This is a genomic window from Allobosea sp. 10L417, assembly GCF_056395485.1.
On the sequence record NZ_JBFTJP010000007.1, the window covers coordinates 83,151 to 102,318 of the forward strand.

The window sequence follows — 19,168 nt, forward strand, 5'->3', positions numbered from 1 at the left end:
GCTCTCGGCAAAATGCAAACCAAAATCAGCAGAAAGCCACGGAACGTGGCGAAGTTGTGTGCCGTTCGCCTCGATCTATTTTGCCGCCGGCCAAGAGTGCTGCTTCAGTTTTTGGCGAAGCGCGCCTTCAACGCGGAAAGTACCGGCGCGGGCACGAAGGGCGAGACATCCCCGCCCATCGCCGCGATCTGGCGCACCAGTGTCGCAGTGATGTAGCGCACACCGGGCGAGGCCGGCAGGAACACCGTCTGCACTTCGGGCGCCATCGTCCCGTTCATCCCCGCCATCTGCATCTCGTAGTCGAGATCGCTGCCGTCGCGCAGGCCGCGGATGATGAGCGAGGCCCCCGCGCGGCGTGCCGCATCGACGGCGAGATCGTCGAAGGTCACGACATCGAGCACAGCCCCCTTCGCTGCCAGCAGCGGCGTCGCGACAATACGCACCAGTTCGGCGCGCTGCTCGACGGAGAGAAGCGGCGTCTTGCCGGGATGGACGCCGATCGCGACGACCAGCTTGTCGCAAAGCCCTGCCGCCGCGGCGATCACGTCGGCATGGCCGTTGGTCACGGGGTCGAAGGAGCCGGTGTAGAAAGCGATGCGTGCCATGATGCCAGCGTTAGCGGCTCACCCGCGGCGCGACAAGCCGCATCCCCGACCCCGGCCAGGCTCGCCCTGCCCCAAGGCAAGCCGATGCAACGTCAGGAAAACGGGACGATCGCAGTGAGCGCGGCGGCGCTGCCGAGGATGATGGACAGGCAGATCATCAGGGACGCCAGTGAGGAAACGTGGCGGGACGCGACATCGAACGGGTAGGCATGCATCGAAGACTGCCTCGCGAATCGGAAACGACTTCCGGTTCCGTTGGGTGAAGGCGAGTGCGGGCCGTCCCGTGGCAAGATTGTGACGAAACAGTGACGTCAGGCCCGATATTCCGGCCGTGCATTGCGTTTTCATGCGCAAACCGCCTAAACCGGCGGCCATGCTGACGATCAACGACATCACCTATCGCCTCGGCGAGCGCCTGCTGCTCGACCATACCGGCGCCGCGATCCCGGACGGCGCACGTGTCGGCTTCGTCGGCCGCAACGGCACCGGCAAGACCACCCTGTTCAAGATCATCACCGGCGATCTCGGCACCGAGAGCGGCAATATCAGCCTGCCGAAGGGCCGGCGCATCGGCGGCGTGGCGCAAGAGGCGCCCGGCGGCCCGGAATCGCTGATCGAAGTCGTGCTCGCCGCCGACACCGAACGCACTGCGTTGATGCAGGAAGCCGAGACCGCGACCGACCCGCACCGGATCGCCGAGATCGGAACACGGCTCGCCGATATCGGCGCCCATTCCGCGCCAGCGCGCGCTGCGATGGTGCTGCACGGCCTCGGCTTCAACGAGGAGGCGCAGCAGCGCCCCTGCTCCGACTTTTCGGGCGGCTGGCGCATGCGCGTCGCGCTCGCGGCCGTGCTGTTCTCGGAACCCGACCTGCTGCTGCTCGACGAGCCGACCAACTATCTCGATCTTGAAGGCACGCTCTGGCTCTACGATTATCTGGAGCGCTATCCGCACACCGTTCTGGTCATCAGCCACGATCGCGAATTGCTCGACACCAGCGTCGACCACATCCTGCATCTCGACCAGGGCAAGCTCTCGCTCTATCGCGGCGGCTATTCCTCCTTCGAGAAGCAGCGCGCCGAGAAGCAGATGCAGCTCGCTCGCGCGAAGGAGAAGCAGGACGCCGAGCGCAAGCATCTCCAGGCCTTCGTCGACCGCTTCAAGGCCAAGGCCACGAAGGCGCGCCAGGCGCAGTCGCGCGTGAAGCGGCTGGAGAAGATGGAGACCATCGCGGCGATCGTCGATCGCGACGTCCAGCCTTTCGTCTTCCCCGGGCCGGAGAAGCCGCTCTCGCCGCCGATGATCGTTCTGGACGATGCCAGCGCCGGCTATGGCGAGCGCAAGGTGCTGTCGCGGCTCAAGCTCAACCTCGCCCCGGACGACCGGATCGCCCTGCTCGGCTCCAACGGCAACGGCAAATCGACCTTCTGCAAGCTGATCGGCGGAAGGCTCGCCCCGCTCTCCGGCGAGATGAAGAAGTCGAGCAAGCTCGAAACCGCTTATTTCGCCCAGCACCAGCTCGACGAATTGCGGCTGGAGGACACGCCCGTCGGCCATCTGCGCGACCTGATGCCGGATGCGCCGGAGGCCAAGGTCCGCTCCAAGGCGGCGCAGATCGGCTTTCCCGCGTCCAAGGCGGATACGCCGGTGAAGCTGCTCTCGGGTGGCGAGAAGGCCCGATTGATGCTGGGTCTCGCCACCTTCCACGGCCCGCATCTGCTGATCCTCGACGAGCCGACGAACCATCTCGACATCGACAGCCGCACCGCGCTGATGACGGCAATCAACGACTATCCCGGCGCCGTCATTCTCGTCAGCCACGACCGCTTCCTGATCGAGGCCTGCGCCGACCGGCTCTGGCTGGTGGCGAACGGCACGGTGAAGAACTTCGACGGCGACATGGAGGACTACCGTGCCTTCGTGCTCGACAGCGCCAAGGCCGAACGGCGCGGCAAGCCCACCGCTGAAGCGGGAGCCGCCAAGCCGAAGACGGACGAGCGCAAGGAGGCCGCCACGAAGCGGGCGGCGCAGGGGCCGCTCAGGCAAAAGCTCAACCTTGCGGAAGCGCGCATCGCCAAGCTGACCGGGCTGATCGAGAAGGTCGACGCCGCGCTCGCCAACGGCGCCTTCTCCCGCGAGCCCGAGAAGGCGCTGCAGATCTCGCGCCAGCGCGCTGAGCTGGCGGAGGCGCTGACAGCCGCCGAGGAGGAATGGCTGCTGCTCGGTGAAGAGCTGGAGAGCGCCTAAGGCACGGCCGAAGCGCTATCCGGATCAGGGATCGGACCCATCTGCCGGCGCGCCCGCCGGTTCTGCCGGTGGAGGCGCGGCGCCCTGCTCAGAACGGCGTTTGCCTCTCTGAAACGACTGTGAGGGCATGCTCGACGCGTTGTCCGGAGATGCGGTGTGGAAACCTCTCTTTATCTGCCCGTCAAGCGCTTCCTCGAGGGCTTGGGCTATTCCGTCAAAGGGGAGATCGGACATTGCGATCTCGTCGGGCTTCGGGATGATGATCCGGCTGTCGTGGTGATCGGCGAGTTGAAGCTGACGTTCAATCTGGAGCTCATTCTGCAGGGCGTGGAGCGAATGAGCCTTGGCGATGAAATCTGGCTGGCGGCCCAGCTCTCAGCCAAGGGCAAGGGCCGCGAAAGCGATCCGAGATATCGCAATCTCTGCCGGCGCCTCGGATTCGGTCTGCTGGGCGTCTCCAAATCCGGCCATGTCGATATCCTGGTCTCTCCGACCGCGCCTACGCCGCGGAAGGATCCCCGCCGGCGCTCGAGATTGGTGGAGGAGCACAAGCGGCGCCGGGGTGACCCCGTCGCCGGCGGAGGCACGCGCAAGCCCATCATGACAGCCTATCGCCAGCAGGCGCTCGCCTGTGCCGCAGCGATGGCATCGGCACCGCAACGCCCGCGCGATCTCAAGCCATCGCTCCCCGATGCCCAGAAGATCCTGCGCCGGAACGTCTATGGCTGGTTCGAACGCTCCGCCCGCGGCGTCTACGCGCTGACCGAGACAGGTCGCAGCGCATTGGCGACCTGGCTACCTGAGCACGCCGCACATCGAGAGAGCAGCCAGACATCGGCCTGAACCTCGAATCGGCCTTCTGATTCCGCCACGCGACATCAGCCTTGGACGTCCGAGAAAATCTTAGTCCAACGCAACGGCGGGGCCACGGGGTGTTCTTTGCGGCTCGCGGCGCGACAGCATGCGTCAAAAAGACGGCGAAGCCCGAAGCTCCGGCCGAACATGCGAATATGTGCCGTTCACCTCACCCCTGCCCCGGCTTGATGATCCGGCTCAGGCGGTTGTCGGTGAACATGTAGATCTCGCGCCCGCCGGGCTCTGCGTAGAGCACCTGCACCTCGCGTTGGCCCTTGCCGCTCTCGCCGATCAGCACATCGGTCGGCCGCGCGCCCTTGAGCTTGACCAGCTCGCACTCGGTGATGCCGGGAGCGATCTCGCTCGGCAGCGGGCGCGTCGAGGGATCGAGCGACGCGCCAACGCTGCAATCGCCCTCAGGCGTGAGCACTGGCTCCTGCGTCGAGACTCCGGCGCTGGCACTGCTCGTCCGCGTCGTGGTGACGCCGCCCTTGGTTTCGGACTGGAAGGCGAAGCCGCCCATATCGACCGAACAGCCGGCAAGGGCCGCGGTGCAGAGCAACAGAACAGGCAGTCTCACGCTTTCTTCTCCCAACGGCCGGCATCGTCCTGCTGCCAGTAGCTGGCGGCATGGCCCGAGGCCCTGGCCTTCTTCCAATCCTCGCGGGCGGCGGCAAGTGCCTCGGGATCGTCTCCATCGAATATCAGGACGACGCGCTCGTAGTCCTGCATTGCGTCGGGAATGCGAACCCCGTCGGCGCAGATCCGGACCTGAGCGGCGTTCGGATTGTGGCCCTCGGTCGTGATGACCACCGGGTTCTGCGCGGCGTCCGCCTCCATCGCCGTGACATGCGGCAGGAAGCTCTCATCCGCATAGGCCCACAGGTGATCGTCGATCACGCTCAGGCGCTCCTGGCTCGAGACCTCGACGACGACCTTCTGGCCGCGCGACAGCGCCCGGTCGAGAATCGTCGGCAGGACCTGCTCCAGCGGGCGGGACTGCAGATGGAAGAACAGGATCTCGGTCATCGAAACCCTTTTCTCCTAAACCATTGCCGTTCGTTCTGCGGAGATCGCTTTAGCTCTCGTAATGATCGGCCACCAGCCGGTCGAGCAGGCGCACGCCCCAGCCGGGGCCCCAGGAGCGGTTGATCTCGCTGTCCTTGGCGCCCATGCCGGTGCCGGCAATGTCGAGATGCGCCCAGGGCGTGTCGTTGACATGACGCTGCAGGAACTGCGCGGCGGTGATCGAGCCGGCATAGCGCCCGGCCGAGTTCTTCATGTCGGCGAACTTCGAATCGATCATCTTGTCATAGGCCTTGCCGAGCGGCATGCGCCAGACCGTCTCGCCCGTCGCGACGCCGGCAGCCGTCAGTCGATGCGCCAGTTCGTCGCTGTTGGTGAAGAGGCCGGCATTCTCCTGAGCCAGCGCCACCAGGATCGCGCCGGTCAGGGTCGCAAGATTGATCATGAAGCGCGGCTTGAAGCGCTCCTGCGTGTACCAGAGCACATCGGCGAGAACGAGCCGCCCTTCGGCGTCCGTGTTGATGATCTCGATGGTCTGGCCCGATAGCGAGGTGACGATGTCGCCGGGGCGCTGAGCGTTCCCATCCGGCATGTTCTCGACCAGCCCGATGACGCCGATCGCATTGATTTTGGCCTTGCGGGCGGCAAGCGCGTGCATCAGTCCGACGACGCAGGCGGCGCCGGCCATGTCGCCCTTCATATCCTCCATGCCGGCGCCCGGCTTCAGCGAGATGCCGCCGGTATCGAAGGTCACGCCCTTGCCGACGAAGGCGACGGGCTGCTCGTCCTTGCCGGCGCCGTTCCAGCGCATGATGGCGACGCGGCTCTCGCGCCGCGAGCCCTGGCCCACGCCGAGCAACGCGCGCATGCCGATCTTCTTCAGATCCTTCTCGTCGAGGATCTCGATCTCGACGTCGAGCTTCTTCAGCTTGGCGGCCCGATCGGCGAATTCCTCCGGATAAAGAACGTTCGGCGGTTCGTTGACGAGGTCGCGCGCCAGCACGACGCCGGCGGCGACGGCATCGGCCGCTTTCAGTGCCTTCTTCAGGCTGGCAGGATCGTCCGAGCGCAACGTCACCGCGATCGGTCCGGCCTCATCCTTGTCCTTGCTCTTCGTCTTGTAGCGATCGAAGGCATAGCTGCGCAGCTTCAGGCCCAGCGCCAGTTCGGCGCCATGCTCGGCCGCGATCGGTCCCGTCGGCAGCGCCAGGATGATGTCCGCAGTGCGCCCCGCACCGAGCCGGCCGGCGATGGCGCCACCGAGCTTGACGAAATCAAGCTCGTCAATCTTGTCCGCATCCCCGATCCCGACGACGATCAGACGCCCGTACGAGGCCGCCTCGGGAGCGGGCAAGGTCAGCCCGGCATAGGCCTTGCCCTTGTAGCGCTCGGCAGCGGCGGCTCGCGCCAGCAGCGCCTGCGCAGAGCGCCCCGCCGCATTCTCGGCTGCAGACGGCAATGTGAGCCGGTCCGAAACCAGGATCACGAGATCCTGCCCTTCCGCGGCATTCAGGGCTTTGATCTCGAGCTTCAGGCGCTGGGACATGATCCGCTCACAATCTTGCGACAAGTGCCGGGGAAGGACACAGGGTTGGCCGGCGAAAAACGATTCCCGTTTGCGCCGCGAACGCGCCTATACCATATGGGGTGTCCGACGAACCACCTCGGGAATCTTCGGTTCTCGACTGCCGGAAGCGCTGCGTGCTGTTCAACCGCCTCGACCGATACATCCTGAAGATCGCGGCGGGTGCGGCGATCGTGCTGCTGTTGGGACTTACGGGGGTCATCTGGGTCACGCAGGCCCTGCGCGAGGTCGATCTCATCACCGGCAAGGGCCAGACGGTCCTGATCTTCCTGACCGTCACGTTGCTGTCGCTGCCGGCGCTGATCGCGGGCATCGCGCCGGTCGCGCTGTTCATGTCGACACTCTACACCCTCAACAAGCTCAACGGCGATTCCGAGCTGATCGTGATGAACGCGGCCGGCGTGGCGCCGCACCGGATCGTCCGGCCCTTCTTCGCCCTGACCGCCATCACCGCGGTCGTTGTGGCGTGGATGACGATCTCGGTGATGCCGGCGAGCTTCCGCATGCTGCGCGATCTCATCACGCTGATCCGCGCCGATTTCGTCGCCAACGTCGTGAAGGAGGGGCAGTTCGTCTCGCTCGATTCCGGCGTGACCTTCCACTACCGCGAGAAGGCCGGCGATTCGCTGGTCGGCATCTTCATGCAGGATCGCCGCGACCCGGCGCAGCCATCGATCTATCTTGCCGAGCGCGGGCGAACGGTAGAAGCGGAAGGCCAGAGCTTCCTGATGCTCGAGAAGGGCACCATCCAGCGCGAGGCCAAAAACACCACCACGACCTCGATCATCTCGTTCGAGCGGTACGCGCTCAATCTCTCCGCACTGACCGGCGATTCGAGCGGCGGCCCCGGCGAAGGCGACGGCGACAAGGTGGTCTACAAGCCGCGCGAACGTTCGACCTGGCAGCTCATCAACCAGGACCCGAACGAGAGCTACTACAAGATTCAGGAAGGCCGCTTCCGCGCCGAGCTGCACAACCGGCTGTCGGCGCCGCTCTACCCCTTCGCCTTCATGCTGATCGCCTTCGCGGCGATCGGCGAAGCCCGAACCACCCGCCAGGGCCGGGCTCTGGCAATCCAGGCCGCAATCATGATCGTCGGCGCAACCCGCATCGCCGCCTATGCGGCCTGGACGGCGAGTGTCCGCTCGCCCTTCGCCGCCGCCCTGCTCTACATCCTGCCGATCACGGCCATAACGCTGGCGCTCGCCCTCATCTTCTACGGTGAGCGCCTGCGCCCCGTCGTGGCGCGGTTCACTGCCCCTCTGACCATGCCGCTCGCCAATCTTGCGGCCCGTTTCCGGCGCGCCTGATGCTCCTGTTCTCGACCTTCGGGCGCTATCTGACCAAGCGCTTCGCCCGCGCGATCCTCAGCGTCTTCAGCACCTTCTTCTTCCTCATCGGCACGCTCGATTTCGTCGAGCTGATGCGCCGGGCCGGCGATTCCCCGATCGCGACGACCCCGCGGATCGTGCAGCTCGCGCTCTTCCGGGCACCGGCCGTGGCCGAACAGATCTTCCCCTTCGCCGCACTCTTCGGCGGCATGTTCGCGCTGCTGACGCTAAGTCGAAAGCTGGAGCTGGTGGTCGCGCGCTCGGTCGGCGTTTCCGCCTGGCAGTTCCTTCAGCCCGCAGCAGCCGTCGCAGGCGTCATCGGCCTGATCTCGATCATGGTCTACAACCCGCTCGCGGCTGATCTGAAACGCAAGGCCACCGCGCTCGAAACCCGGCTGTTCGTCCGCGCGAGCGGCAAGACGGGAGCCGCGCAAGATATCTGGTTGAGGCAGCGCAGCGTCGATGGTCAGGCGATCATCCGCGCCGCCGGCGCCCTGCCGGACGAGGATGGCCTGTCTCAGGTGACGTTCTTCATGTTCAACCACGACGGATCCTTCAAGGAACGCGTCGATGCGAAGCAGGCTGTGCTGCTCCCGGGAAACTGGGAGCTCGCCGAGGCGCGCATCACCTCCGCCACGCAAGAGCCACAGAGTTTCGCAAGCTACATGGTCGCGACGACCCTGGAGCCGGAACAGATGCGACAGAGCTTCACCCCACCTGATGCGGTGGGGTTCTGGTCCATGCCCACGGTCATCGATCGTACCCAGCGAGCCGGCCTCGATACGACACCTTATGAGCTGCGATATCAAGCACTTATGGCGCGACCGCTGCTGCTCATCGCCATGGTGCTGGTAGCAGCATCGGTTTCCTTAAGATTTTTCCGCTTTGGTGGTGTGACTAAGTTGGTGATAGGTGGCGTCGCGGCCGGGTTCGTGCTCTATGTTGCGACGCAGCTGTCGGAGGAACTCGGGTCGTCGGGAATCGTCAATCCGATCGTCGCGGCGTGGTTGCCCGCAGCATTGGGGACGATGCTGGGCACCCTTGCCCTTCTCCATCAGGAAGACGGGTGAATCGTACTGTGCCTATGGTTAATTTTGGGTTTAACGGATGGTTTCGGGCGTGACTCGCGCGGCTCGCTTTGCTGCGGCGACCGCTCTCGCCTCCAGCTTGGCCTACCTGCTGGCCGGGCCGGCCTATGCCCAGAATCGGGCGGCCGGCTCTAAGCCTGCGCCCGCCGCTGCCGCCGCCAAGCCGCAGGAGCGGATGGTCGTCGATGCGCGCGAACTCGTCTACGACAACGACAAGAAGACGGTCGCGGCCGTCGGTGACGTCCAGATTCTCTATCAGGGTCGGACGATCGAGGCCGATCGCGTCATCTACGACCAGGCCAACAAGCGGGTCACCGCCATCGGCAACGCCCGCATCACAGAAACCAACGGCACGGTCATCACCGGCGACAGGTTCAACCTGACCGATGATTTCCGCGACGGCTTCATCGATTCCCTGCGCGTCGTGAACCCGGACCGCACGCGTTTCTCCGCCCCGCGCGCAGAGCGGACCGACGGCGAAACGTTCATTTTCGACAAGGGCATCTACACCGCCTGCGAGCCCTGCAAGGACAACCCCGAGAAGCCGCCGCTCTGGCAGGTTCGCGCGGCCCGGATCATCCACAAGAAATCCGAGCAAACGATCTACTACGAGGACGCCCGGCTGGAATTCGCCGGCATCCCGATGGCCTACCTGCCGTACATGTCGGGCCCGGATTCGACGGTGAAGCGGAAATCCGGTTTCCTCTCGCCGCGATTCATCAACACCTCGGCGCTGGGTTTCGGTGTCGGCCTGCCGTATTTCCTCAATCTGGCGCCGAATTACGACCTGACGCTAACCCCGACCTTCCTCACCCGTCAGGGCGTGCTCGGGCAGGCCGAGTGGCGTCATCGACTGGTCAACGGCTCCTACACCATCCGCGCGTCGGGCATCTTTCAGCAAGACCAGGAGGCCTTCCTCGCGAGCCCGCTCGGCCCGCGTGACAAGGAATTCCGCGGCTCGGTCGAGACAAACGGCAAGTTCTACATCAATCAGAACTGGTCGTTCGGCTGGAACGCCTCGATGTCAACGGACCGCTGGTTCTACAAGAACTACCGCATCAAGAACGAGGCCTTCAGCACCACGACCTATCTGCAGGAATCGATCTCGACAGCCTATCTGAACGGCCAGAGCGCGACCGCCTGGTTCGATCTGCGCGGCTATTATTTCCAGCCGCTGAACTACCAGGACTGGCAGAAGCAGCAGCCGATGGTGCTGCCTGTGCTGGATTACGACAAGCGCGTCCACAAGCCGTCCTTCCTCGGTGGTGAGCTAGAATTCACCGTCAACGTCACCAGCCTGCATCGCGACACCGCCGCATTCACGGAATTGCCGCAGCAGAAGACCTTCCTGATCACGAGCCCGACCTACTCCCTCTATGATGGCTGCGCGGTCTACCAGAAGAGCACCTGCCTGGTGCGCGGCCTCGCCGGCAATGTCTCGCGCGCGACGGCCGAGGTTTCCTGGCGGCGCAACTTCATCGATCCGCTCGGACAGATGTGGACGCCCTACGCTTCGGTTCGCGCGGACGTCTTCTCGGTCAACCCCGACACTAGCAGCGTCATCAATTCGCGCGTCTCGACGATCGCGGACACCTCCGACGAGGTCTTCGGCCGGGTGATGCCGGCCATCGGCCTCATGTATCGCTACCCCTTCGTCGCCAAGACCGACTGGGGCACCCATATCATCGAGCCGGTTGCGCAGATCGTGGCGCGGCCGAACGAGACGCACAGCGTGCGTCTCGCCAACGAGGACGCCCAGAGCCTCGTCTTCGACGCCACGAACCTGTTCGAATGGAGCGGCAAGTTCTCAGGCTATGACCGCGTCGAGGGCGGCACCCGCGCCAATGTCGGCGCGCTCTATACCGGCCGGTTCGGCAAGGAGGCTTTCGCCAATCTCCTCGTCGGCCAGTCCTTCCAGCTCGGCGGGCGCAACTCCTTTGCCACCGGCGACCTCGTCAATACCGGCCTCAACTCCGGCCTCGACACGAACAGCTCGGACATCGTCACCCGTGCGCAGCTTTCGCCGTTCAAGGGTTTCTTCCTGACCGGGGCCGCGCGTCTGAACTCGACGACCTTCGAAGCGCAGCGGATCGACGCGGCCGCGACCTATGCGAACAGCGTTATCACGGCCTCGGTCGGCTACGGTCGCTACGAGCCGCAGCCCGAACTCGGCATCTCGCGCCGGCGAGAAGGCCTGTCGCTCAACGGTTCGCTGCGCGTTGCCGACAACTGGCGCCTGCGGGCCGGCGTGCTGTTCGATCTCGACAAATACAAGTACGACCGCGAGCTCTATCGCAACGCTTATGCCGCCTATCTCGCGGCACCTGCGGTCACGGCGGTCCCCGTCTATCCCAACACGGGACCGTTCCAGACCGCCTCGACCTCGTTCGGCGTCAACTATACCGACGAGTGCACGATTTTCGACATCAGCTATTCGCAAAGCAATGCCGACCGCCAGTCGGGCGCGACCAAGGATACCCGCACGGTCATGTTCCGTCTCGAACTGCGCACGTTGGGCGAACTTGCCTACTCGCAGAATCTTGGCGGCAGCGGCTCATCGGCTGACGGCGTCAGTCAGTGACGATATCCGGGCCGCCGAGGCGGCCCGTTTCCTTTTCGACGCGGAGTTCCGCCTTGCCGCTATTKCCGCTTGCGCTGACACAGGGCGATCCGGCTGGCATCGGCCCTGAGCTCGCTTTGCGCGCTTGGCTCGAGCGCCAGGAGCGCGATCTGCCGGCCTTCGCCTGCATCGCCAGCCCCGGCGATCTTGCCGGATTGGCGAACCGATTGGGATGGCGCGTCCCGCTACGCATCTGCGACTGGGGCGATGTCGAGAATACATTTCCGGAAGCCTTGCCCTGCATCGCCCTCGCAGCTGCCGCCACAGCCGAACCCGGCCGGCCCAACCCGGCCACGGCGCCCTCGACAATCGCTGCGATCGACACGGCGGTGGCCGCCGTCATGGCTGGTCGGGCAGCCGCCGTCGTGACCAACCCGATCGCGAAATCCGTGCTCTACCAGTCCGGCTTCGTGCATCCCGGCCACACCGAATACCTCGCCCATCTCGCAGCGGCCGGCGGGGACACGCCGCGACCGGTGATGATGCTATGGTGCGACGAGCTCGCGGTCGTGCCGATAACGATCCATGAGCCGCTGCGCCGCGTGCCGGATCTGTTGACGACCGATCTCATCGTGGACACGGCGCGCATCGTCGCAGCCGAGCTGAAAGCCCGCTTCGGCATCGCCGCGCCGCGCCTCGCCTTCAGCGGCCTCAATCCCCATGCCGGCGAAAGTGGCGCAATGGGCGGCGAGGAGATGGCGGTCATTGCCCCCGCGATCGCCGCGCTGCAGTCGGAAGGCATCGATGCGCGCGGTCCCTATCCGGCGGACACGATGTTCCACGCCCGGGCGCGGGCTGGATACGACGTGGCGCTGGCGATGTATCATGATCAGGCGCTGATCCCGATCAAAACCATCGCCTTCGACGAAGGCGTCAACGTTACGCTCGGCCTGCCCTTCATTCGGACTTCTCCGGACCATGGCACGGCCTTCGACATCGCCGGCAAGGGCATCGCGCGGCCCGACAGTCTCTGCGCCGCGCTGAAGCTTGCGGCACGCATGGCCGAGGGTCCGATGCCGGTGGCCGCATCATGAGTCAGATCGACGATCTGCCGCCGCTGCGCGAGGTGGTCGAACGCCATGGCCTGATGGCACAGAAAGCGCTCGGCCAGAATTTCCTGTTCGACCTCAACCTGACCAGCCGCATCGCGAGAGCTGCCGGCCCTCTCGAAGGCGAGACAATCGTGGAAATTGGTCCGGGCCCAGGCGGATTGACGCGGGCCCTGCTCGCCAACGGTGCCGGGAGGGTGATTGCGATCGAGCGCGACCGGCGCTGCCTGCCCGCGCTGGCTGAGATCGCGGCACATTATCCCGGGCGATTGGAAATCATCGACGGCGATGCGCTCGCCGTGGATTTGTCCCCCCATCTTAAGGGCGAGCGTGCGAAGATCGTCGCCAACCTGCCGTACAATATCGGCACGCCGCTGCTGGTCGGCTGGCTCAGCCTCGAACCCTGGCCGTCCTGGTGGAGCTCACTAACACTGATGTTCCAGCGCGAGGTGGCCGAGCGGATCGTCGCGACGCCGGAACAACGCGCGGATTACGGCCGGCTCGCCGTGCTGTCGAACTGGCGCTGCGAGACGCGGATCCTGTTCGACGTGCCGCGCAGCGCGTTTGTGCCGCCGCCGAAGATCACCTCCTCGATCGTCCAGCTCGTCCCGCGCGAGCAGCCGGAACCCTGCGATCGACGCCTGCTCGAACGGGTGACGCTCGCGGCCTTCGGACAGCGGCGCAAGATGCTGCGGCAGAGCCTGAAGGCGGTGCTGTCGGACCCTGCGCCGATCATCGCCGATGCCGGCCTTCTCGAGACGGCACGAGCCGAAGAAATCCCGGTTTCCGGCTTCGTCGCGCTGGCCAACGCGCTCGGCGCCAGGCGGTAGAGCGATCTGGGTCAGCCGGCCGCCAGGCCGACTGCGCCGCGTTCAGGGCGTCGGCTCGTCGAGCAGCGTCTCGACGAAATCGGCGAGGCCGATCGCCCGGCTGCGCTTGAGCCGCTCGGCGGTGAGGATGGCCTTGATCGAGTCATAAGCGTCGTTCAGATCGTCATTGACGATGACGTAATCGTATTTTTCCCAGCGTGCGATCTCGGAACGAGCGTTTGCGAGCCGCTTGGCGATGACCTCCTGCGCGTCCTCGGCGCGGCGCACCAGCCGCGAGCGCAGCTCCGCCATCGAGGGCGGCAGGATGAAGATCGTCACGACATCCTCGCGCGCCTTCTCGACGATCTGCATCGTGCCCTGCCAGTCGATGTCGAACAGCACGTCGCGCCCACGCGCCAGCGCCGCCTCGACCGGCTTGCGCGGCGTGCCATAGCAATTGCCATGGACCTCGGCCCATTCGAGCAAATCGTCATGATCGCGCAGCGCCTCGAAGGTGTCGCGATCGATGAAGCGGTAATGGACGCCATCAATCTCCGAGGCCCGCCGCTCCCGGGTGGTGACCGAGACGGACAGGTCGATATTGGTTTCGCGCTGGCAGAGATTGCGCGTCAGCGTCGATTTGCCCGCACCGGACGGCGAAGACAGGATCAGCATCAGGCCGCGCCGGGCCGGACGGGTCGTTTCGGCCATCAAGGCTCACTCCACGTTCTGAACTTGCTCGCGCAACTGGTCGACGACAGTGCGAAGCTCCAGTCCGATACGCGACAGGCCGGGATCATTGGCCTTGGCGCAGAGCGTCGAGGCCTCGCGGCCGAACTCCTGCGCCAGGAAATCGAGCTTGCGGCCGATCGGCCCACCTTTGGCCAGGAGCTCGCGCAGCGCGCCGACATGGGCCTGCAGCCGGTCGATCTCCTCGCGGATATCGGCACGCACCGCAAGCAGCGCCGCCTCCTGATGCAGGCGCTGCGGATCGAAACCGTTATTGGCGCCGAGCAAGGTCTCGACCTGCGCGGCAATGCGCGCCCGGATGGCCTCGCTGCTGCGCGCCGGATGCTGCTCAGCTTCGCCGGCGAGCCGCGCAATGGTTTCAAGGTGGCCGAGAAGGATCGCCGCCAAAGCGCGCCCCTCGGCGGAACGGGCCTCCTTGAGAGCGAGAGCCGCAGCCTCCAGGCCAGCGAGCGCCGGAGCCTCCACAGCGCCCAGAATGTCCTGCGCTTCGTCAGCGAATTCGACGACGCCGCGAATGCCGAGCAAGCCATCATAGGATGGCGGGTTGATCCCTGCCGCTGGTGGCAGCCGCTCGACCGCCTGAAGCAAGGCAACGAGAACGGCCTCGTTGATGCGCGGACGCGGCGGGCCGGCGTCACTGGTGACGGCCAGATTGACGTGCAGTGTGCCGCGGGCGAAGGCCCCGGCCAGATGCTTGCGCGCGGATTCGGCGAGCGCCTCGAAGCCGGGAGGCACGCGGACGCGCAGATCGAGCCCGCGTCCGTTGACGCTGCGAATCTCCCACGCCCAGCCATGGATGCCGGCGGTTCCCGCGGCGCGGGCAAAGCCCGTCATGCTTTCGATGGCCATGGCCCTGCCGCTCCTCTGGAGCATCGGACCAAAAAGTGGGATCCACTTTTCGGACCAATCCGATGCTGAAACAAACAGCTAGATCGCCACTTCGCGTCCAAAAGGACGCGCGGCGATCTAGTGATGCGGCGGGACCGTAGTGGCGCGCTCCGGCCGCGGCAAGCGCCGCAACAGCGGAAAATGGGGATGACCCGCGCGGCGATGGGCAGCCGCTCAGGGCTTGAGCTGCGGAACCTGCTTGGGCGAGTTCAGGTCGAAGGTCTTGTTGAGCAGGGGATCGCGCGCTGTCCCTTCGGAGGCATCGAATGCGCGGGCGCGGGTGCCCGCCACAGTGCCGGCCGGCTGGGCCAAGGGCACGCCGTTGTTGTCGGTGGCCGGAGCTTCGGTCCGGTTGTCGGGGCCTGCCGGAGGCTCGATCTTGTCGACCACGTCGCCTGATGGCTTTCCGCCCTGCTGCTGGCTGCGCGTCGTCTCGATCTGGCGCCAACGACCGACATTGCGGTTGTGCTGATCGAGCGTCTCGGCGAAGGCATGACCGCCGCTGCCATCGGCGACGAAGTAGAGTTCCTTCGTCCGCGAATGGTTGACCACGGCCTCCATCGCAGCGCGGCCGGGGTTGGCGATCGGCCCCGGGGGCAGGCCGGTGATGACATAGGTGTTGTAGGGCGTCGCCTGCGTGATCTCGTTGCGCTGGATCGGGCGGCCGAGCGTGCCCTTGCCGCCGACGAGGCCGTAGACGATCGTCGGGTCGGACTGCAGCTTCATCTTCTGGTTCAGGCGGTTGATGAAGACGCCGGCGACGCGCGGGCGCTCATCCGCGCGGCCGGTCTCCTTCTCGACGATCGAGGCGAGGATCACGAGCTCCTGCGGCGTCTTGACCGGCAGGTCGGCCGGACGACGCTCCCAGATCCGCGCAAGGATCACGCGCTGATCGCGCGCCATGCGATCGATGATCGCCTGCCGCGAGAAGCCACGCGGGAACCGATAGGTGTCCGGCAGGATCGAGCCTTCCTTTGGCGCCTGGGCGATCTCGCCGGTCAAAAGCTCGTTGTTGCGCAGACGCTCGACGATCTGCTCGCTCGTCAGCCCTTCCGGTACGGTGATCGAATGCTCGACCACCTTGCCACTGGAAATGATGTCGAGAATCTCCTTCGGGCTGACGCGCGCCTTGAACAGGTACTCGCCGGCCTGAAGCTTGTGCCAGTCGCCACCGACGATCGCCGCGATGCGGAAGCTCAGCGGATGCTCGACCAGCCCCTCGCGCTGCAGCAGCTCCGCGATCTCTGTCAGCCCGCTTTCCTTCGGAATGATGAGGACGCGGTCACTCGCAAGCGGACCCGGCGACTTGCTCTGGCTGGAGACCACGGCGATTCCCGCACCGACGACGCCGGCGCCGACGAGCGCGATCGTGAAAAGACCGCTCAGCATCGACAGGAAGGGACTGCGACGACGGCGACGCGCCTTCGGCGGCGGCGCCGGAGGCGCTACGGGCTTGAGGGCCTCGCTCGGACTCTTCGGGGCGACGCGGGGCGTATCATTCACGATCAAGACGCTCGCAGCATAAAATATATGTCTCGGTACGGCCGGGCGCCGGGGCGCTTCCGGCCTGAGGCGCATCAAATTCGAAACCGCCCCATTAGAACCGGTTTCTCTATGGCTGTGAACGCGGAATCACGCATTCGCCAACGCTGGCGCCAAACTCTACCCAACATTATGGCAAAACGGCGCTGACCCTTTTGGATCAATGGCCGGGGCGGTAGCGCCGCAGGACCAGCGAAGCGTTGGTGCCGCCGAAGCCGAAGGAGTTGGACAGGGCGTAGTCGATCTCGCGCTTGCGCGCGACATGCGGGACGAGATCGATATCCGTCTCGACTGAAGGGTTGTCGAGATTGATGGTCGGCGGAGCGATCTGATCGCGGATCGCCAGCACCGTGAAGATCGCCTCGATCGCTCCGGCTGCGCCCAGCAGATGGCCGGTCGCCGATTTGGTCGAGGACATCGAGGGTCGCTTCGGAGCGTTGGCGAGCAGGCGCTCGACGGCGCGCAGCTCGATCTCGTCGCCGAGAGGCGTCGAGGTACCGTGCGCGTTGATGTAGTCGAGATCCGCCGCCGCGATACCGGCCCGTCCGAGCGCGGCCTGCATGCAGCGATAGGCGCCGTCGCCATCCTCGGCCGGCGAGGTGATGTGATAGGCGTCGCCGGACATGCCGTAGCCGAGGATCTCGGCATAGATGCGCGCGCCACGGGCCAGCGCGTGCTCGAGTTCCTCGAGCACGACGACCCCGGCACCCTCGCCCATGACGAAGCCGTCACGGTCCTTGTCGTAAGGACGCGACGCTTTCTCCGGCGTATCGTTGAAACCGGTGGACAGCGCCCGGCAGGCGCAGAAGCCGGCAATACCGATGCGGTTGACGGCAGATTCGGCGCCGCCCGCAACCATGACGTCCGCATCGCCCAGCGCGATCATGCGCGAAGCGTCGCCGATGGCATGCGCACCGGTCGAGCAGGCCGTCACGGCCGCGTGGTTCGGGCCCTTGAGCCCATGCTCGATCGAGACATAGCCGGAAGCCAGATTGATGAGGCGCCCGGGAATGAAGAAGGGCGAGAGCCGGCGAGGCCCCCGCTCCTTGAGCAGCAGGGAGGCTTCATAGATGCCTCCCAGCCCGCCGATGCCGGACCCGATGGCGACACCGGTCCGGATCTGGTCCTCATAGTTTTCCGGCTTCCAGCCGGCGTCCTTCAGCGCCTGGGTGGCCGCGGCCATCGCAAAGACGATGAATTCGTCGACCTTGCGCTGTTCCTTCGGCTCCATCCAGTCATCGGGATTATATGTCCCGTCGCTGCCGTCACCCCGCGGGATGTTGCAGGCGATTTGCGCCGGCAGGTCGCTGGCATCGAAGCTGGTGATGGGGCCGGCGCCGCTGGCTCCGGCCAGAAGACGCGCCCAGGTCGGCTCGACGCCGCAAGCGAGCGGCGTCACCATGCCGAGCCCGGTCACGACGACGCGCCGCATCGGAAAACTGCGAGAAGCCATGATGTTTTCTGTGTCGATCAGCCTGAAAGGCCGATTACGCGCTCTTCGCCGAGAGGAACTTCACGGCGTCGCCGACCGTCACGATCGTCTCGGCCGCATCGTCCGGGATCTCGACGCCGAACTCTTCCTCGAAGGCCATCACGAGCTCGACGGTGTCGAGGCTGTCCGCACCCAGGTCTTCGATGAAGTTGGCGCCATCGACAACCTTCTCGGGCTCGACGCCGAGGTGCTCGACCACGATCTTCTTCACGCGCTCGGCGACATCGCTCATGAGTCTCTTCCTTAGAAACTGAAAACGCATCGCAGAGCGCGACGCGCGTTATGGACTTTCATTCCGAGCCGCCGCGCCATCGTGACGATGTCCGCGATCCGGAAAGCTCGAAGCCTGCAAAAACGCAACAACCGAGGTTTCGTCAAGTCCCCTCGGCTCGCTCGCCAGCAGCGCGACGGCGCTAGTTAACATAACCTTTCAAGGCTGGCGAGAGCGCCGCGACGTTATCAAAACTAAACTGGAAATGGCGCTAACGCCCTTAGATCATTGCCATTCCGCCGTTCACGTGCAGCGTCTGGCCGGTGACATAACCCGCCTCGGCGCTAGCGAGAAAGGCGACGGCGGCGGCAATGTCGGCGCCCGCACCTAGCCGGCCCATCGGTACATCGGAGAGAATGCTCTCGCGCTGCTTCTCGTTCAGGGCTTGCGTCATCGGCGACTCGATGAATCCGGGAGCGACCACATTGACCGTGATATTCCGGCTGGCGACCTCGGCGGCGAGCGCCTTCGACATGCCGATCAGGCCGGCCTTGGCGGCAGCGTAGTTGCCCTGCCCCGGATTGCCCATCGTGCCGACGACGGAGCCGATCGAGACGATTCGGCCGTAACGCTTGCGCATCATCGACTTCACGGCCGCGCGCGAGAGGCGGAAGGCGGCCGTCAGGTTGACGGCGAGAACGCTGTCCCAATCCTCGTCCTTCAGGCGAATGAACAGGTTGTCGCGGGTGATGCCGGCATTGTTCACGAGGATGTCGAGTCCGCCGAGCTTGTCCTCGGCCGCCGGCACCAGCGCCTCGACCGATTCCTTGTCCGACAGGTTGCAGGGCGCCACGACGACGCGCTCGCCGAGTTCGGCCGCGAGCGCCTCCAGCGCCTCGGCCCGCGTGCCGGAGATCGCGACACTCGCGCCCTGCGCATGCAGGGTCCGTGCGATGGCTCCGCCAAGGCCGCCGGTCGCGCCGGTGACCAGGGCCTTGCGGCCGGTCAGATCAAACATGTTCGCTCCCTTTTCGGCGTTCTGCCGTTCTTGCCCGCTCCGGGCCCGCGC

18 protein-coding genes are annotated in these 19,168 nt (G+C 65.5%); 7 read left to right on the top strand and 11 right to left on the bottom strand.

The genetic code is table 11. The features are described from left to right. Window positions 1-104: 104 nt before the first annotated feature. Together coaD and AC1DE3_RS17755 are read right to left on the bottom strand one after the other, a co-directional pair. Window positions 105-605, bottom strand: a complete 501-nt coding sequence (gene coaD, locus AC1DE3_RS17750) for a pantetheine-phosphate adenylyltransferase (protein ID WP_441512638.1) — start codon at window positions 603-605, stop codon at window positions 105-107. A gap of 92 nt (window positions 606-697) precedes the next feature. Continuing rightward, complete coding sequence (locus tag AC1DE3_RS17755) at window positions 698-820, bottom strand: hypothetical protein (RefSeq protein WP_441470575.1); 123 nt, start codon at window positions 818-820, stop codon at window positions 698-700. 158 nt (window positions 821-978) lie between these two features. On the opposite strand from AC1DE3_RS17755, the gene AC1DE3_RS17760 reads away from it, so the two are divergent. Further along, window positions 979-2,853: an ABC-F family ATP-binding cassette domain-containing protein gene (locus AC1DE3_RS17760; protein WP_476778772.1), complete on the top strand. Its 1,875-nt coding sequence runs from the start codon at window positions 979-981 to the stop codon at window positions 2,851-2,853. A gap of 156 nt (window positions 2,854-3,009) precedes the next feature. Continuing rightward, window positions 3,010-3,696 carry a DUF2161 domain-containing phosphodiesterase gene (locus AC1DE3_RS17765; protein ID WP_476852617.1) on the top strand — a complete coding sequence of 229 codons (687 nt, stop codon included), beginning with the start codon at window positions 3,010-3,012 and terminating at the stop codon, window positions 3,694-3,696. A 181-nt stretch (window positions 3,697-3,877) separates the two neighbouring features. Here the strand turns inward: AC1DE3_RS17765 and AC1DE3_RS17770 are convergent, their stop codons facing one another. The 3 genes from AC1DE3_RS17770 to AC1DE3_RS17780 are packed head-to-tail and all read right to left on the bottom strand — an operon-like array spanning window position 3,878 to window position 6,280. Further along, entirely contained in the window at window positions 3,878-4,288 is a 411-nt protein-coding gene (locus tag AC1DE3_RS17770; protein ID WP_441512640.1) for a hypothetical protein, read from the bottom strand. Next, window positions 4,285-4,737 carry a DNA polymerase III subunit chi gene (locus AC1DE3_RS17775; protein WP_476778592.1) on the bottom strand — a complete coding sequence of 151 codons (453 nt, stop codon included), beginning with the start codon at window positions 4,735-4,737 and terminating at the stop codon, window positions 4,285-4,287. The genes AC1DE3_RS17770 and AC1DE3_RS17775 overlap by 4 nt, the downstream gene beginning before the upstream one ends. Before the next feature lie 49 nt (window positions 4,738-4,786). Beyond that, window positions 4,787-6,280 carry a leucyl aminopeptidase gene (locus AC1DE3_RS17780; RefSeq protein ID WP_476778593.1) on the bottom strand — a complete coding sequence of 498 codons (1,494 nt, stop codon included), beginning with the start codon at window positions 6,278-6,280 and terminating at the stop codon, window positions 4,787-4,789. Between the two features lie 155 nt (window positions 6,281-6,435). On the opposite strand from AC1DE3_RS17780, the gene lptF reads away from it, so the two are divergent. The 5 genes from lptF to rsmA are packed head-to-tail and all read left to right on the top strand — an operon-like array spanning window position 6,436 to window position 13,237. Then, window positions 6,436-7,629, top strand: coding sequence for an LPS export ABC transporter permease LptF (gene lptF / locus AC1DE3_RS17785; RefSeq protein WP_441512643.1), 1,194 nt, complete (start codon window positions 6,436-6,438; stop codon window positions 7,627-7,629). Further along, complete coding sequence (gene lptG / locus AC1DE3_RS17790) at window positions 7,629-8,720, top strand: LPS export ABC transporter permease LptG (protein ID WP_441512644.1); 1,092 nt, start codon at window positions 7,629-7,631, stop codon at window positions 8,718-8,720. Before lptF ends, lptG begins: the two co-directional genes overlap by 1 nt. 49 nt (window positions 8,721-8,769) lie before the next feature. Continuing rightward, window positions 8,770-11,319 (top strand): LPS-assembly protein LptD, encoded by a 2,550-nt coding sequence (locus tag AC1DE3_RS17795; RefSeq protein ID WP_441512645.1) that lies wholly within the window; start codon window positions 8,770-8,772, stop codon window positions 11,317-11,319. 53 nt (window positions 11,320-11,372) lie between these two features. Next, complete coding sequence (gene pdxA, locus AC1DE3_RS17800; RefSeq protein WP_476852618.1) at window positions 11,373-12,392, top strand: 4-hydroxythreonine-4-phosphate dehydrogenase PdxA; 1,020 nt, start codon at window positions 11,373-11,375, stop codon at window positions 12,390-12,392. Further along, entirely contained in the window at window positions 12,389-13,237 is an 849-nt protein-coding gene (gene rsmA, locus AC1DE3_RS17805; protein WP_476778595.1) for a 16S rRNA (adenine(1518)-N(6)/adenine(1519)-N(6))-dimethyltransferase RsmA, read from the top strand. The genes pdxA and rsmA overlap by 4 nt, the downstream gene beginning before the upstream one ends. A gap of 42 nt (window positions 13,238-13,279) precedes the next feature. On the opposite strand, the gene gmk is transcribed toward rsmA, so the two are convergent. The 6 genes from gmk to fabG all read right to left on the bottom strand — a co-directional run bounded on the left by gmk (window position 13,280) and on the right by fabG (window position 19,117). Next, window positions 13,280-13,927, bottom strand: coding sequence for a guanylate kinase (gene gmk / locus AC1DE3_RS17810; protein WP_441512648.1), 648 nt, complete (start codon window positions 13,925-13,927; stop codon window positions 13,280-13,282). Between the two features lie 6 nt (window positions 13,928-13,933). Continuing rightward, complete coding sequence (locus AC1DE3_RS17815; protein WP_476778596.1) at window positions 13,934-14,815, bottom strand: YicC/YloC family endoribonuclease; 882 nt, start codon at window positions 14,813-14,815, stop codon at window positions 13,934-13,936. Between the two features lie 213 nt (window positions 14,816-15,028). Then, the gene (mltG, locus tag AC1DE3_RS17820) at window positions 15,029-16,357 is read right to left on the bottom strand and encodes an endolytic transglycosylase MltG (protein ID WP_476778597.1); all 1,329 of its coding nucleotides are present in this window, start codon (window positions 16,355-16,357) and stop codon (window positions 15,029-15,031) included. 199 nt (window positions 16,358-16,556) lie between these two features. Then, complete coding sequence (fabF, locus tag AC1DE3_RS17825; RefSeq protein WP_476778773.1) at window positions 16,557-17,828, bottom strand: beta-ketoacyl-ACP synthase II; 1,272 nt, start codon at window positions 17,826-17,828, stop codon at window positions 16,557-16,559. Between the two features lie 55 nt (window positions 17,829-17,883). Continuing rightward, window positions 17,884-18,120, bottom strand: a complete 237-nt coding sequence (locus AC1DE3_RS17830; RefSeq protein WP_149128804.1) for an acyl carrier protein — start codon at window positions 18,118-18,120, stop codon at window positions 17,884-17,886. A gap of 259 nt (window positions 18,121-18,379) precedes the next feature. Beyond that, complete coding sequence (gene fabG / locus AC1DE3_RS17835) at window positions 18,380-19,117, bottom strand: 3-oxoacyl-[acyl-carrier-protein] reductase (RefSeq protein WP_476778598.1); 738 nt, start codon at window positions 19,115-19,117, stop codon at window positions 18,380-18,382. Between the last annotated feature and the right edge of the window lie 51 nt (window positions 19,118-19,168).

Excerpts from the sequence above, each read along its gene's own strand:
- rsmA (WP_476778595.1), top strand. The coding sequence starts at position 12,389 with ATGAGTCAGATCGACGATCTGCCGCCGCTGCGCGAGGTGGTCGAACGC.
- gmk (WP_441512648.1), bottom strand. The coding sequence starts at position 13,927 with ATGGCCGAAACGACCCGTCCGGCCCGGCGCGGCCTGATGCTGATCCTG.
- AC1DE3_RS17755 (WP_441470575.1), bottom strand. The coding sequence starts at position 820 with ATGCATGCCTACCCGTTCGATGTCGCGTCCCGCCACGTTTCCTCACTG.
- fabG (WP_476778598.1), bottom strand. The coding sequence starts at position 19,117 with ATGTTTGATCTGACCGGCCGCAAGGCCCTGGTCACCGGCGCGACCGGC.
- fabF (WP_476778773.1), bottom strand. The coding sequence starts at position 17,828 with ATGCGGCGCGTCGTCGTGACCGGGCTCGGCATGGTGACGCCGCTCGCT.
- lptG (WP_441512644.1), top strand. The coding sequence starts at position 7,629 with ATGCTCCTGTTCTCGACCTTCGGGCGCTATCTGACCAAGCGCTTCGCC.
- AC1DE3_RS17760 (WP_476778772.1), top strand. The coding sequence starts at position 979 with ATGCTGACGATCAACGACATCACCTATCGCCTCGGCGAGCGCCTGCTG.
- coaD (WP_441512638.1), bottom strand. The coding sequence starts at position 605 with ATGGCACGCATCGCTTTCTACACCGGCTCCTTCGACCCCGTGACCAAC.
- AC1DE3_RS17775 (WP_476778592.1), bottom strand. The coding sequence starts at position 4,737 with ATGACCGAGATCCTGTTCTTCCATCTGCAGTCCCGCCCGCTGGAGCAG.
- AC1DE3_RS17830 (WP_149128804.1), bottom strand. The coding sequence starts at position 18,120 with ATGAGCGATGTCGCCGAGCGCGTGAAGAAGATCGTGGTCGAGCACCTC.
- AC1DE3_RS17780 (WP_476778593.1), bottom strand. The coding sequence starts at position 6,280 with ATGTCCCAGCGCCTGAAGCTCGAGATCAAAGCCCTGAATGCCGCGGAA.
- AC1DE3_RS17815 (WP_476778596.1), bottom strand. The coding sequence starts at position 14,815 with ATGGCCATCGAAAGCATGACGGGCTTTGCCCGCGCCGCGGGAACCGCC.